We start from the raw sequence: 15,276 nt of genomic DNA, 5'->3' as shown, positions 1-15,276 counted from the left end.
GATTTTTCCTTTATTATACCAAAAAGGAGGAGAGTTTTAACTCTCCTCCACCTTCTTATTGGAACCATGCCTGGTAATAGCGCGTGATTGCAACAGCATAATCCGCTCTTGTCACCTTTTTAGCTGGATTAAAACTCGCCTCTACCTTTGGGACTAAATCGTATGGACCCTGTGTCACTGAAAAGCTGGCATTTAGAATATTTAAATCAAGGGCTAATTGAACATAACCCTTAAGGGCAGCAGGAACGGAGGCACTATCTTTTACAGGAATTCTCTCATCTTTATATTGTACAGTAATATCCCCAGTGAAATCCTTTGCCTGTTTTTCTAAACCAAGAGCTTGAACAAGTGAATATGCAAGCGCCGCACGGTCGACCTCACCACTTGGATTAAAATTTCCTGAAGCGTCTAGCTGCATGACGCCGACCTGCGTTTGAACTCCATCACGGATTGCCGCTCCTTTTGTAACCACCGCTTTTGCAAAAGGTAAATCTCCTGTTGAAACATCCTTCACATTAACCGACTGACTTTGACGGATACCTGTCCCCATCACTAAGGAACGGGCTAATTCACTGCGTGTTAGATACTGCTTTGGCTTAAAGCTTCCATCAGCATAGCCGTCGATCAGTCTCTCACTTACAGCCATTTGAATCGCGGAAGCTGCTGGATTACCGGAGATATCTTTTAACCCAGAAAAACTGCCTACCTTTGAGAATGCTAAAGTACCATGAACCGTTTCGGGAAGCCCAACTCCGACAGGATTAGCTGCATCCCCATGCAACCCATCCACCTTCACCTGCCACTCTCCAGCTTGTGGAGAAGTGACGGACACGGTGCGGTCATAATAAAGTGGAAACAATAAGCTCACTCCAGAGCTATAGGATGTTCCATCTGGTGCGACAAGAATTAAATTTAACGGATTCCCGGTCTGCCCGATTAAACCAGAGGCGTCAATTCTTGCACTAATTTGTCCGACACCTTCCGCAACATTAAATGAATAAGCGTTCGATGACAGTAACAATGGGTTATAGTCCACCTGGAACTCTGAACGCTCTACCTCCACATTAGCATTGCTATTAAAGGTTTGATACGCATTGATTGTTTCACCGTAGTTTTTATCAAACATAACACCCTCAAGTGCTGCATATGCGTTCACATAGCCTGTTCCTACTTCCCATGACTCATACCCAGGCATATTAGTCGCGGAATCTTGTAACACCTTCTTAATTTCATCTGGTGAAAGAGTTGGGTCCGCTTCTAGTAAAAGTGCAACAATACCAGCTACATGTGGCGTTGCCATGGAGGTTCCACTCATCGATGTATAAAATGGCAGATAAGCCGGCTCGATCAGTTCAGCATCCGCAGTGATGGCTAAGCTTGAGACCGGAGCAAGGACACGCGTTGAGATAATATCCACTCCCGGAGCAGTAACGCTAGGCTCATCCTTCCATGTCCACGTCTTACCATCCATTTCAAACGTACCGCCCACTCCTTTTGTACCTCGGGATGAAAAGTCTGCTAACGAACCATCTTTTTCACCTGCCGCTACAGAAATTACCCATGGAGCTTTTGCATATGGATTATGAGTGTTTTCACCTGGTCCTTCATTTCCAGCCGCAAACAGCACTGTAATACCACGATCATAAGCTGCCTTACTTGCTATATTAATCGGATCATTTGGATCAAAATCACCTGAGGAACCCCATGAATTTGTGATGACACGGATATTGTATTGCGATTGGTGCGTAATAGCATAATCAAACCCGCCAATCCCGTCGAGAACAAAGAGGGCTGCTCCAGAACCATAACCGATTAAGTCTGCACCAGGTGCTACTCCTTCATATTTACCGCCTGAGGCAGCACCTGTTCCACCGACTGTTCCAGCTACATGCGTACCGTGCCCCGAATTTGTATCTGTATTTGGTACATTTTCTACATAAGTGATTGGCAGCAGGTCTGGAGACCATGCATTTAGGTTCGTACTGCCCATCACGTTCTGAACAAGATGGCTGCCAAACTGCAGGTCTGGGTGCGTCCCGTCTACTCCACTATCATTGACGACTACGCCAATTCCCTTTCCGGTTACTGGCAGTCCGCCATTTGCTTTTTGCATGGCTGCGTCCGTTCTTGCCTTATCTACTCCTGTTAGATTATTTGCGTCAAAGTTTGAATACGTCAACCTTTTATTTAAATAGATTGATTTAATACCCGGCGTTGCTGCGAGCTTATTTATTTGCTCCTTTGTGGCTAAAATCCCAGAAATCGGTAGTGACTTCATTGTGATTCCTGTTGAAATCCCTAATTGTTTTAATAGATTAAGATGATCCGCAGTTGGTGCACCCTCTCCTTCAAATGTTACAATCACTTGAAGTGGTTCAACAGCCGTTTCTAATGCCTTTACTAGGCTGCTATCTATAACAGCGGAAACGGTACTTGTATTGGCTTTTGACAGTCCAGGAACCATCAACATAAATAATAAAACTGCAGTTAGGAAAATTGATACATATTTTTTCAAATTCCATACCCCTCTCGTCTTTATATACCTATTTTCTAATATTTCAATAGGGCATACTATTCCGCAAAGGGCGTATTTAAGAAAGGTAGAAGTACTATTTTATCTCATACAAAGGTAGTAGTCTCTTGGCTAAAAAATAAGACAACCAATCTATTACTGGTCGTCTTACGATAATGGTACTAACTGATTTTGCACTGCATAAATCACTACTTGTGAGCGGCTTTTTACTTCTAGTTTTTTAAAAATATTACTTACATGGATTTTTACTGTTTTATCACTAATAAATAGATTTTGTGCGATTTCTTTGTTATTCATTCCTTTTACAAGGCAGAGAAGTACATCCTTTTCTCTTTCAGTCAGCAAAGACTCCTTTTTTTCCACTGCCACATTCTCTTTTATCGGAGAGGAAAAGTTTAAAAACTTTTTGGTCATGGAAGGATGAATAACAGATTGTCCCTTCGCTACAGCACGAATCGCATCTACGACATGATCTGAGGGTGCATCCTTTAATAAATACCCATCTGCCCCCTGACGAATGGCTGAAAGAAAATATTCTTCATGATTGTACATGGTTAAGATTAGTATTTTTATAGAAGGATAAATTCCTTTTATCAATCCGGTAACTTCAATCCCATTCCTTTCGGGTATATTGATATCCATTAAGATGACATCTGGCTTGAATTCTTCTACTTTTCCAAGTGCCTCAATTCCATTTACTGCTTCACAGACTACTTGAATATCTGATTCCATACCCACTATGTTTTTTAGACCATCCCTCAATACGGCATGGTCATCGACCAGCATAAGCTTTATCATGGATTATCGCTCCCTCTATGCCCATTCTAGGTACAGTTAACGTAATCTCCGTACCTGCCCCTTCTTTACTATCTACCTGCAGCGATGCTTGTATTTTTTCTGCCGCTTCATTCATGTGTAATATCCCAAAATGAGGATGATTTCGTGCTTTAATCATCGCCTGAAAAAGTGAAAATCCACTTCCATTATCTTTTACCTTTAAGAGAACATGTTCCTTTTGGAAGCTAATTAAAATATCAATCTTTGTTGCCTCTGCATGTTTCAGTGCGTTTTGGGTACTTTCTTGGAAAATATCAAAAATAATTTTTTCTACCATCGGACTGAGCTGGAACTTTGGCCCTCTTGTTTCTAACTTAATAATCACACTTGATTCCTTTTGGATGGCATTAATTTTTGTTGCTATCGCTGCTAAAAGTCCTTCTCTTTCTGTTGGGTATGGGCGAAGGGCATAAATAGACTCCCTTACTTCTTTTAGGCACTTTCGTAATTTCAGAGTACTCTCATTCATTAATTGACGAGATTCATCCGGTGTTTTCGTGAATTTTCGATTGGCTGTATCAAGGTTCATAATGGCACCGGCTAGTGATTGTGCGACACCATCATGAATATCTCTGGCAATCCGGTTTCTTTCCTCTAAGATTAACCTTTTTTCTTGTTCAGCAATCAGCCACCTTGTCTTAATTAATACAGCTAATTGATTCGCAAGGGTAGCAGCCGCCTGCTTATCTTCTTCAACAAAACTTTTCGTCCGGCTTCTTCCAAATATAAATAGTCCAACGATCTCCTCCTCCAACATTAAAGGCGCATATAATAAAGAACGAATTTCAGGGTCCAATAAACCATTAGCAGGACCCCCTGATTCTTTTGTATTCGGATAAACTCTTAAACTTTTTATTTTATTGAAACCCTGAGTCCTTTCATCATTTAAAGATAGATTTTCTTCTGCCAAACCTACCGCAAACTTTAAATTCCAACTTTCTCTATCCTTTTTTAACAATACCCATGCATCTACATCGATAAATTCCTTTAAATTGTCCTTCAAAAAATCCAGCCAATCATCAGCAGCCATCTTCTTATTTAGTTCTGAAGAAATACTAAACAGCGCTTTAAGTTTAGCCTTTTCCCTTTTTAAATTTGCAATAATGGAACTTAGTAAGGCAAAGCAAACAAGTGGAAAAAAGAAGAAGAAAAATGAAAATGCATCGATATCACCTCTGTTTTGATTCCCAAAAAGATGAAAGAAAAAGAGATAGATAAAAGAAATAATTAAACTATTAACTTCCTGCCCTGTTTTTTGCCTCCAATCCTGGAAACTATAGGTTTGCGGCCTAATAATTAAAAGGAGATCCGCAATTAAATTATTGATAACGTAAAAAGGAACCATAATAGAGGTGAAATGAATGATGCCTATTAGTACCCTTGGTTTACCATCTATAGAATAATGGGAAAACAATTGATCACCAATCACATAGGCAAAATAAAAACTGACGATTAATAAAGCAGGATTAAAAAAAACAATCCGAAGCGGCCGTTTCCTGAACAAATTTACAGCAAAAACAACAAGTGCATAGGTAATAATGGTATATGAAAGACCTTCCATAACATAAATAGCATAGACAAGAGGGAAGGAAATGGTTATCGTTCCCTTCCATACCGGAAGGGGAAACAGTTCCACAATGAATAGGAAAATGACTAGAAGTACCAAAATTATCAGCTCATTTGTTTCTGCTAATTTTAACAAACCATGCTTTACAAAAAACCAGCCGCCGACACACGAGATGACCAGTAAAAATAGTTTAGACCGACGTTCTTTTATCTGTAAGGCTGAAGACTCAATCATTTATTCCTCTCCCTATTGCCAAAAAGTTTTAATATTCTGTTAACAATATATCTAATACACCCTTCGTTAACAAGTTATTTTTTATAGGTGTAATTGGGAAATTATTAATAGCAAAAAAAGCCCAGACCGGTCCAATGACTTTCACTGACCGATACTGGGACAAACCGTTTTGGTTTGTTGTTACTATTATGGCAAAGGAATGGTTCATTTCCTATTCATCTAAAGGATTATTCTTCCTTACTACTTTTGTATTACATAGTTTTCCACGGAATCTCCACATTGTTGTTGTCACCCGTTCGTCACTCTATTAATCCATCATTATAGTAAGATAAAGGCAGTTAGAAAATAAAAAAAACGTGTGATTCACACGTCTTTTTAATGTCCGCCAAGGTAGGCCATTCTTATTTGGTCGCTTTGGTTTAGTTCATCGGAAGAGCCTGAAAGGACGATCTTTCCTGTCTCAATAACATAGGCCCGGTCTGCAATTGATAATGCCATATTTGCATTCTGTTCCACCAGCAAGATGGTAGTACCAGACTTGTTAATCTCTTCAATGATTCTAAAAATCGTTTTTACTAAAAGGGGAGCAAGTCCCATAGACGGCTCATCTAATAGTAAAAGCTTCGGACGTGCCATCAACGCTCTGCCCATTGCAAGCATTTGCTGCTCACCGCCTGATAGTGTACCAGACAGCTGCTTACGCCGCTCTAGCAGACGCGGGAACAGGTTGTAGACTTTTTCGAAGTCCTCCTTAATCCCTTGTTTATCTTTTCGTAAATAAGCCCCTAATTCAAGATTTTCTTCTACAGACATATTGGCAAACACACGACGTCCTTCGGGAACATGTGAAAGACCTTGTTTCACAATCGACTGTGCTACCTTACCTGAAATCGATTGACCCTCAAACAAAATGCTGCCGTTTTTTGGCTTTAGTAACCCGGAGATTGTTTTTAACAGCGTACTTTTTCCTGCTCCATTCGCTCCAATCAAGGTAACGATTTCCCCTTCATTAATAGCGAGAGAAACGCCCTTTAAGGCATGGATATTACCATAGAATACATTGATATCTTCAATTTTCAGCATTACGAAACTTCCTCCCCAAGATACGCTTCGATGACTTTTGGATTATTTCTGATTTGTTCAGGAGTCCCGTCTGCAATAAGCTGACCATGATCAAGCACATAAATTCGCTCACATACACCCATGACAAGGAGCATGTCGTGTTCAATCAAGAGAATGGTTAAATCAAACCTTTTACGAATTAAGGCAATTAGATTCATTAATTCTTCTGTTTCCTGTGGATTCATACCCGCGGCCGGCTCATCCAGCAGCAATAACTTTGGATTCGCTGCCAAGGCTCTAGCAATCTCTAGACGGCGCTGTTGACCGTACGGCAGATTCTTTGCCTTTTCATGTAAGACATTATCTAAATTAAAGATTTTCAAAAACTCAATTGCCTTTTCCTCCATATACTTTTCCTCTGAAAAGTGCTTAGGGAGACGGAATATCGAGCTCATAATCGAATGCTTTGCAAGAGAGTGGTAGGCCACCTTTACATTATCAAGCACTGACAATTCATTAAACAAACGAATGTTTTGAAAGGTTCTGCTGATTCCTTTCTTGGTAATCTTATAGGGTGCTAATCCATTTAATTTGTCACCATCCAACTCAATACTGCCTTCAGTTGGTACATATACACCTGTTAACAAGTTGAAGAATGTCGTTTTACCAGCACCATTCGGTCCAATCAAGCCGACTAATTCACCTTGCTTTAACTCGAGATTCACATCAGAAACGGCCTTTAACCCGCCAAAACGGATGCCTGCATTATTTACTTTAAGCAACGGTGTTTTTACTGCCATCGTTGACTCCTCCTTTTGCAGACTTTCCAATCTTAAAGAATGAGGTTAATTCTCTTGTTCCCATGATTCCTTGTGGACGATAAAGCATCATAATGATTAATACTAAGCTATATATAATCATTCGTAATTCAGGATAGCTTTGCAGGAAGGTAGAAACAATCGTTAAAAGGATCGCTGCCAATACTGCACCAGACATGCTTCCTAACCCGCCAAGCACAACGAAGATTAAGATATCAAAAGATTTTAAGAAACCGAAGTTTGTCGGCTGGATAATGAAAAAGTTATGTGCATATAAAGCACCCGCGACACCAGCAAAAAAGGACCCGATGACAAACGCAATAACTTTATAGTAAGTTGTATTAATTCCCATGGCATCAGCCGCAATTTCATTTTCTCTAACAGAGATACAAGCTCGTCCATGAGTTGAATTTGTAAAGTTCCTGATGACAAGAAGTGTTAAAAGGATACTTCCAAAAAGCCATGGCCATGTAGTGAGCTGCGTGACGGTCATTCCGCTTGCCCCGCCTACATATTCAATATTTAAAAAGACAATCCGGACAATTTCACCAAACCCAAGTGTGGCAATTGCTAGATAATCTCCTTTTAGCCGAAGTGTAGGAATTCCAATAATTAAGCCTGCAATCGCAGCCGCAACTCCTCCCGCCACTAATCCAAGCGAGAAAGGAAGCTCTAATTTCATTGTAATAATTGCAGAGGCATAAGCGCCTACAGCAAGGAAGCCTGCATGTCCAATCGAAAACTGTCCGGTAATTCCAATAATCAGATGTAGACTCGCAGCAAGTATAATGTTGATACCGATAAAATAAAGTGTGTTTACATAAAAGAAATTAATTATTTCTCCGGTAATTAAAAACTGCATGACCACACCAAAAACAATGGCTAAAACGATTGATGACCAAAAACCTTTCGCATTCTTGAGAATATTCATCGCTATAGCCCCCTTACACTTTTTCCCGTACATTTTTACCGAATAAACCGGCTGGACGGAAAATCAGGATTAAGATTAGTACCACAAACGCTACGCCATCCCGCCATAAGGAGAAGCCAGCAGCACTTACAAGTGACTCAATGACACCCAATAACAAGCCGCCAACCATGGCCCCAGGAATAATTCCAATACCGCCGAGTACGGCCGCAACGAAGGCCTTAAGACCTGGAATAATCCCCATTAATGGCTCAATTTTTGTATAGTACATTCCAAAAGCAACACCCGCTGCACCTGCTAATGCTGAACCAATCGCAAAAGTTGCAGAAATTGTATTGTTAACGTTAATACCCATTAATCTTGCAGCATCCATATCATAGGAAACTGCACGCATTGCTTTTCCAATTTTGGTTTTATGAACGATAAATTGCAATAAGATCATCAATACTACAGAAGTACCTAAAATCATCAAGGACTGACTGCTAACCTTCACACCCAAGAAATCGATGCTTGTTGCCGGGATAAGGTCACCAGGATAAGCTTCTGGCTGTGCGCCTCGTACATAAATTACTCCATATTCAATTAACAGTGATACCCCAATTGCGGTAATAAGAGCCGCAATCCTTGTGGCATTACGCAAAGGCTTGTACGCGATTCTTTCAATTAGAACCCCTAAGATGGCACAAGTAGCCATGGAAATGAGAAGGGAAGGAAAAAATCCTAAATCTAATATAGTAATAGAATAAAAACCGATAAATGCACCGACCATGAAGACGTCTCCATGGGCAAAGTTAATTAATTTTACAATTCCGTAGACCATTGTATAACCAAGGGCTATCAATGCATAAATACTGCCTAATGACACCCCGTTAACCAACTGTTGTAAAAATTCCATGTCTTGACCCTCCTAAAATTAGGAAACTATTATCTAATTAGGAATAGGGAGACTTTCATTCTCCCTATTCTTTTTCTCTATAAAATTACGGATTAACCTTTGTATTAAATTCTTGTTTACCTTCTTTGTATTCAAGGATTACGGCTGCTTTAACCTGATCATGGTTTTCGTTAACTTTTAGATTCCCAGATACAACCTGAAGTCCATCTGTTTCCTCTAGAGCTTTACGGATTTTCTCAGGGTCACCGCCGCCAGCACGCTTAATCGCATCTGCAAGGAAGTAAGCAGTATCATAACCTAATGCTGCAAAAGCATCTGGAGATTTACCATCATATTTACCTTGGAATGCTTTTACAAAGTCTTGTACTTTTGGATCAGAGTCTCCAGAAGAATAGTGGTTTGTGATGAATGTGTTATTCAATGCACCAGCACCAGCAATATCTACTAGAGTAGGAGAATCCCAGCCATCGCCGCCCATAACTGGAACGTCAATGCCAAGTGAACGAGCCTGCTTAATAATTAAGCCAACTTCCTCATAAAACCCAGGAAGGAAAATGAAATCTGGATTTTTAGCTTTGATATTTGTTAGGATTGCATTGAAATCAGTATCCTTTGCTACATAAGCTTCCTCAGCAACAATTTTGCCGCCGCTGCTTTCAAATGATTTTTGGAAAGATGCTGCAAGACCTTTTGAATAGTCACTGGAGCTGTCAATAATGATGGCTGCATTTTTAACCTTAAGATCTTTCGAGGCAAAATTAGCCGCTACAGTCCCTTGGAATGGGTCGATAAAGCAAGTACGGAATACAAAATCATTTAGAACCCCATCCTTGAAGGTAATCGTTGAGTTCGTTCCAGTTGGTGTGATTAATGGAGTCTTGTTCTTCTGTGCAATTTCTACTTGTGCCAATGTATTCGTACTAGTAGCTGCGCCGATAATAGCTGCAACTTTATCTTGACTAATCAGCTTAATGGCACCGTTTGTTGCTTCCGCTGCGTCTGATTTATTATCGAAGGTTACTAGCTCTAGCTTCTTGCCATCAATACCGTCTTTGTTAATTTCTTCAATAGCCAATTTCAGACCTTCTTCAATGGACTGGCCATATGAAGCTACCCCGCCTGAAAGTTCAAGGTTGGCACCGATTTTGATCGTTTCTCCATCCTTTTCACCGCTTGTACTAGATGAGTTACAGCCTGCTAGAACGCCTGCCGCCATCATAAACGACATAAAAATACCTGCTAACTTTTTCTTTCCTCACTGTCTATACCCCCTAATTTGTATAGTTCCTTTAGACCGATGATTATCCTCAAGATGTTTAAAAAAAGATAATATTCTGAAAACATTGTACAAAATAAACTCCTATACGTCTAGTAGGAACTGCATTATTTTAATATAATTCTGAAAAATCTAATATAGTTCTTAATTCCTACTATAATCATAGGGTTAAACAGTCAATTTTGAAGGCTTTCTCACGTTAAAGGGATAAACCCGTACAGTATTAAAAAGTAAAAGAGAGATTCTTCAAAAGAAATCTCTCTCATCTAAACATTATACTAATATTTTATTTTTTGTTTCTTTTCCTAAAAAGATAACAGCAAATGCAGCGATGAAAACCGAGATACAAAAGATTGTAAAAATGGTGGAAATTGGTGTACCTTGTGCAACTAGATATCCTACTAACAACGGACCAAGCACCCCGCCTAACCGGCCAAATGCCGCTGCTGAGCCTGAACCAGTCCCACGGATTATAGTCGGGTATTGTTCTGGAGTATAGGCATATAACCCGCCCCATGCCCCAAGATTAAAGAACGATAAAAGAATACCCGATGTGATTAACAGGGCTGTCGACTCTGCATTTCCAAAAAGAAAAGCACTAATAGCTGTTCCGATTAAATATACAGCTAAAACAAATTTGCGTCCGAATCTTTCAATACACCAGGCAGCTGTAAAATAACCAGGCAATTGAGCAAGCGTCATAATCAAAACATATCCAAAGCTTTTTATAAGGCTAAAGCCTTTCAACACCATCACACTCGGGAGCCATAAGAACATTCCATAATAGGAAAAGACGACACAGAACCAAACAATCCATAGCATAGTTGTTCTGCGGCGATATTCATTGGTCCATAGATTCGCGATACTTTGGAAAGCGGAAATCTTCTCTTTATTCTTAATCGTTTCAAATCTAGGTGAGTCCGGTAATCCAACACGCAAATATAAGGCATACAGTGCAGGTGTTGCACTAATTAACAAGGCCGTTTGCCAGCCAAACTTCGGAATAATAAAATAAGAAATGACTGCTGCAATCAGCCAGCCGGCTGCCCAAAAGCTTTCGAGTAATACAACAATTCGACCTCGTTTTTCTGCTGGGACGCTTTCCGAAACAAGTGTCGAGGCAACAGGAAGCTCACCGCCCAGGCCCATCCCAATAAAAAATCTTAAGATAAGAAAAATGGTAATCGACGTAGCAAATGCGGAAATTCCGCTTCCAATTGAGAATAATAATAAGGTAATGATAAAAACATTTTTACGGCCAATTCTGTCTGCCATTAAGCCAAAAAGTAATGCCCCGACAGCCATTCCAATCGATTGAATGCTGCCGATCCAGCCCATTTGTTGGGCTGTTAAATCCCACTCCACACTTAATGCCGCAATAATGAAGGAAAGCATCCCAACATCCATTGCGTCAAACATCCATCCTGTACCGGAAACCCAGAGCAATCTCCGGGTAGAAATCTCTTTTTTCATAACCAGCCCCCTTTTTGAATACCATTAGTGTCATTATTCCCTAATGATTTTTCATTATTTATCTACTGCTATTTCCACGTTTTTAAATTGATTAAAGAACATATTATAGTATCTGCCTTTCCGCTCCATCAGTTCCCCGTGATTACCTTGTTCTACAATCTTCCCATTTTCAATCACCATAATTCTATCCGCGTCTCGAATAGTGTTTAAACGATGGGCGATAATAAAACTTGTCCTGCCTTCCATTAGAGATAGCAGTGCCTCTTGAATATGAAGCTCGGTACGGGTATCAATACTGCTTGTGGCCTCATCTAATATCAATACTGCAGGCTTTGCGAGAATTACCCTGGCAATGGCAATCAACTGGCGCTGCCCTTGACTAAGGTTTCCGCCGTTTTCTGAGAGAATTGTCTCGTATTGATTAGGCAGCCGTCTAATAAAAGCGTCGGCATTTGCCATCTTCGCAGCAGTAATGACTTCCTCATCACTTGCACTAGGTTTTCCATACTTAATATTTTCCTTAATCGTCCCTGAAAAAAGATATGTATCCTGCAAAACAAAGCCGAAACAGCTTCTTAAGCTATCGCGGGTGTAGTCACGAATGTCACGGCCGTCTAACAAAATCCTGCCCTCTGTCACATCATAAAATCTTGTCAGCAAATTAACGATGGTCGTTTTTCCCGCTCCAGTTGGTCCAACTAACGCCGTACTGCTGCCAATATCACTTTCAAAACTAATATTTTTTAATATCGGTACATCGTCGCGGTAGCCGAAGCTGACATTTTCAAACACAACATGTCCCTTTGGATTGTCTAGCACAACGGCACCTTGCACATCATCTGGCTCCTCTTGCTCGTCGAGTATTTCAAATACACGCTCCGCACCGGCAACACCTGACTGGAGCATATTGAAAATTTGTGCAAGATCATTCAGCGGCCGGACAAACTGTCGAGAGTAGGTGATAAAACTCGCAATCGCACCTACAGTAATCATGTTTTCAACAGCAAGAAATCCCCCTGTTACGGCCACAATGGCAAAGCCTAAATTGTTGATTACGTTCATGATTGGCATAAGAAAGCCGGACCAAATTTGCGCCTTAAGACCGACCTCACGCAGTTTCTGATTAACCTCTTCAAACTCTGAAATCACTTTTTCTTCATGATTAAAAGCTTTCACTACCTCTATGCCTGAAATGGTTTCCTCAATTTGTCCATTTAGTTTTCCCAGCTGGATTTGCTGATCTTTAAACAGTACACTAGTTCTTTTTGCAATCGTCTTGGTTAACAAAAAGACAAGCGGAACTGTTACTAAGCTTGCCACCGTTAAAATCGGACTTAGGATCAGCATCATAATCAACGAACCGCTAATAACAATTACACCTGACATCAGCTGTGTCGTGGATTGTGAGATGGTACTACTAACATTATCGATATCATTTGAAAGCCTGCTCATTAATTCTCCATGTGTCCGCTTGTCAAAAAAGGCAACGGGCAGTTTTTGCAGCTTTTTAAAAAGTGCATCACGCAGCCGTTTAACGATGCGCTGCGATACACCAGCCATCAGCCAGCCCTGCAAAAACGTCAACACACCATCTAAAATAAATGCCGATATTAGAATCATCACCAAAATTTCAAGAAAATTAAAATCTACTTGTGTTTCAAGGCTTATCGCGTCAACGGCTTTTCCAATTAAAAACGGAGAAAGCAATGATAATCCTGAACTCAATAAAATAAACAAAAATACAATGGTCAGCATTTTTCGTTCATTACCAAAATAATGCCATAACCTTTTAATAGTTTCCTTAAAGTTCCTTGGTTTTACAATCGGTGCTCCCCGGCGATGGCCTCCAAAGCCGCCAGGTCTTCCCGGGATGGACAGAGGAGGAGGAGTGTTGTTTGTTTGATTGGCTGTTTTCGACATTAGAGGGCCACCTCCTTACCGACTTGTGATTGATAGATTTCCTGGTAAACCCTGCAGTCACTTAAAAGTTCTTCGTGTTTTCCAATTCCAACAATTTCCCCATGGTCCATGACAACAATTTTATCGGCATCGATAATCGAGGTAATCCGCTGGGCAATGAGAAGGCAGGTAAGACCTTTAGCATATTTTTTTAAACCCTTTTTAATTCTTTCCTCTGTGGTGACGTCAACCGCACTGGTACTATCATCTAATATCAAAATTTCGGGATATTTAATTAATGCCCTTGCAATCGAAAGACGCTGCTTTTGACCACCTGAAAAGTTGACTCCGCCTTGCCCAATTCTAGTTTGATACCCTTCAGGTGAGGCACTTATAAAGTCATGCGCACCGGCAATCTCTGCCGCTTTTATAATTTCTTCGGGTGAAGCGTCTTCCTTTCCCCATCTAATGTTTTCCTCGACAGTTCCGGTAAAAAGAATTGTTTTTTGCGGAACGAAGGCAATTTTTTCCCGCAGTCTTTTAGGATCAACAAGGTGTATCGCCTCACCATCCACCTTGATACTTCCGGCACTCACATCATAAAAAACGGGGAATTAAGCCAACAAGGGTGCTTTTCCCAGAGCCTGTTGAGCCAATAATTCCGACTGTCTCACCTGGTGAGATTGATAGATTAATATTTTTCAAAACGGGTTCACCGCTGGTTCCTTCATAAGAAAAGGAGACATTGTTAAACTCTATTCTTCCTTTTTCAATTGGAGGAGGGATTAGTCCATTTTCCCAGGTTAGATCATCCTCCTGGGAAAAAACCTCACTAATTCTGACGGCAGAGGTTTTCGCACGGACAAACATATTAAATACCATCGAAATCATCATTAATGAGAACAAAATTTGCGTCATGTAGTTAATAAAAGCAATAATATGCCCAACCTGAACATTGCCATTCGACACCCCGTAACCGCCAATCCAGAGGACGGCGACAATGCCAAGGTTCACTGTCAGCATAATCGCTGGGCTGAATACCGCCATTAACCGTATGGCAGAAATCGATTGCTTTTTAAACTCTTCATTTGTCTGATCGAACTTGTCCACTTCCACATCAAAACGGTTGAAAGCTTTCACTACGCGAACGCCCGATAAGTACTCCCGCATGACGCCGTTAACACGATCTAACGCTTTTTGTACTTTTGAGAACTTGGGGAATCCTAGTCTTAAATTTAGGATAATAAATAGCGCGACAATGGGGACAACGACTACCAATACAACAGATAGATGAAGGTTTAACCGAGTTGCCATGATTAAGCCGCCGATGGCTAAAAGCGGTGATTTTACAAAAATCCGCATTAAACCATTGGCAAAAACTTGTACCTGTGTCACATCATTGGTCAGCCTTGTGATGAGCGACGCGCGTTCAAAACGGTCAATATTTTTGAATGACAGCGTTTGGATTTTTTTATATAAGTCGGACCGTAACTCGGACCCAAAGCTTTGCGAGACAATACTGGCTAATATACTTCTGGTAGAGGCTGCTATTGCGCCAAAAAGGGTAATCAGGAGCATTAATCCGCCCATTTTTAATACGTAGTTTAAATCTCTGCCTGCGACACCCACATCTATTATTTTTGCCATGATCGTTGGCATTAACAAATCACTTATCGCCTCAAAGGTTAAAAATAAAACAGCTAAGCTAAAAGACTTCCAATATTTCTTTATGTATTTTGCTAAAAACCCCATGA

At 40.5% G+C, this 15,276-nt stretch carries 10 protein-coding genes and 1 pseudogene; all 11 read right to left on the bottom strand.

What is annotated here, in order from left to right:
• Positions 1-55: 55 nt before the first annotated feature.
• On the bottom strand, positions 56-2,515 hold the full coding sequence (locus QFZ28_RS02755) for a S8 family serine peptidase (RefSeq protein WP_307193231.1): 2,460 nt from the start codon (positions 2,513-2,515) through the stop codon (positions 56-58).
• A 165-nt stretch (positions 2,516-2,680) separates the two neighbouring features.
• Positions 2,681-3,331, bottom strand: a complete 651-nt coding sequence (locus QFZ28_RS02750) for a response regulator (RefSeq protein ID WP_307193230.1) — start codon at positions 3,329-3,331, stop codon at positions 2,681-2,683.
• A complete protein-coding gene (locus tag QFZ28_RS02745; protein WP_307193229.1) occupies positions 3,306-5,171 on the bottom strand; it encodes a GAF domain-containing sensor histidine kinase in 1,866 nt (621 codons plus the stop codon). The genes QFZ28_RS02750 and QFZ28_RS02745 overlap by 26 nt, the downstream gene beginning before the upstream one ends.
• A gap of 375 nt (positions 5,172-5,546) precedes the next feature.
• A complete protein-coding gene (locus QFZ28_RS02740; protein WP_307193228.1) occupies positions 5,547-6,254 on the bottom strand; it encodes an ABC transporter ATP-binding protein in 708 nt (235 codons plus the stop codon).
• On the bottom strand, positions 6,254-7,033 hold the full coding sequence (locus tag QFZ28_RS02735) for an ABC transporter ATP-binding protein (RefSeq protein ID WP_307193227.1): 780 nt from the start codon (positions 7,031-7,033) through the stop codon (positions 6,254-6,256). The genes QFZ28_RS02740 and QFZ28_RS02735 overlap by 1 nt, the downstream gene beginning before the upstream one ends.
• Positions 7,008-7,982 (bottom strand): branched-chain amino acid ABC transporter permease, encoded by a 975-nt coding sequence (locus QFZ28_RS02730; RefSeq protein ID WP_307193226.1) that lies wholly within the window; start codon positions 7,980-7,982, stop codon positions 7,008-7,010. The genes QFZ28_RS02735 and QFZ28_RS02730 overlap by 26 nt, the downstream gene beginning before the upstream one ends.
• A 13-nt stretch (positions 7,983-7,995) precedes the next feature.
• Positions 7,996-8,874: a branched-chain amino acid ABC transporter permease gene (locus tag QFZ28_RS02725; protein ID WP_307193225.1), complete on the bottom strand. Its 879-nt coding sequence runs from the start codon at positions 8,872-8,874 to the stop codon at positions 7,996-7,998.
• Positions 8,875-8,959: 85 nt separating this feature from the next.
• Positions 8,960-10,102, bottom strand: a complete 1,143-nt coding sequence (locus QFZ28_RS02720; RefSeq protein ID WP_307193224.1) for an ABC transporter substrate-binding protein — start codon at positions 10,100-10,102, stop codon at positions 8,960-8,962.
• 321 nt (positions 10,103-10,423) lie between these two features.
• The gene (locus tag QFZ28_RS02715) at positions 10,424-11,623 is read right to left on the bottom strand and encodes an MFS transporter (RefSeq protein WP_373428034.1); all 1,200 of its coding nucleotides are present in this window, start codon (positions 11,621-11,623) and stop codon (positions 10,424-10,426) included.
• Positions 11,624-11,677: 54 nt separating this feature from the next.
• A complete protein-coding gene (locus QFZ28_RS02710) occupies positions 11,678-13,543 on the bottom strand; it encodes an ABC transporter ATP-binding protein (RefSeq protein ID WP_307193223.1) in 1,866 nt (621 codons plus the stop codon).
• Positions 13,543-15,274: pseudogene (locus tag QFZ28_RS02705) on the bottom strand (ABC transporter ATP-binding protein). The gene QFZ28_RS02710 and the pseudogene QFZ28_RS02705 overlap by 1 nt, the downstream one beginning before the upstream one ends.
• Between the last annotated feature and the right edge of the window lie 2 nt (positions 15,275-15,276).

Origin of the sequence: Neobacillus niacini (assembly GCF_030817695.1) — a bacterium.
In the GTDB taxonomy this organism is placed as follows: Bacteria; Bacillota; Bacilli; order Bacillales; family Cytobacillaceae; genus Neobacillus; species Neobacillus niacini_F.
Note: the sequence above shows the minus strand (reverse complement) of the source record. Positions and strands in the feature narration are given on the sequence as shown.

Coding starts and splice junctions, on each gene's coding strand:
- QFZ28_RS02750 (WP_307193230.1), bottom strand. CDS start 3,331: ATGATAAAGCTTATGCTGGTCGATGACCATGCCGTATTGAGGGATGGT.
- QFZ28_RS02745 (WP_307193229.1), bottom strand. CDS start 5,171: ATGATTGAGTCTTCAGCCTTACAGATAAAAGAACGTCGGTCTAAACTA.
- QFZ28_RS02740 (WP_307193228.1), bottom strand. CDS start 6,254: ATGCTGAAAATTGAAGATATCAATGTATTCTATGGTAATATCCATGCC.
- QFZ28_RS02735 (WP_307193227.1), bottom strand. CDS start 7,033: ATGGCAGTAAAAACACCGTTGCTTAAAGTAAATAATGCAGGCATCCGT.
- QFZ28_RS02730 (WP_307193226.1), bottom strand. CDS start 7,982: ATGAATATTCTCAAGAATGCGAAAGGTTTTTGGTCATCAATCGTTTTA.
- QFZ28_RS02725 (WP_307193225.1), bottom strand. CDS start 8,874: ATGGAATTTTTACAACAGTTGGTTAACGGGGTGTCATTAGGCAGTATT.
- QFZ28_RS02720 (WP_307193224.1), bottom strand. CDS start 10,102: ATGTCGTTTATGATGGCGGCAGGCGTTCTAGCAGGCTGTAACTCATCT.
- QFZ28_RS02715 (WP_373428034.1), bottom strand. CDS start 11,623: ATGAAAAAAGAGATTTCTACCCGGAGATTGCTCTGGGTTTCCGGTACA.
- QFZ28_RS02710 (WP_307193223.1), bottom strand. CDS start 13,543: ATGTCGAAAACAGCCAATCAAACAAACAACACTCCTCCTCCTCTGTCC.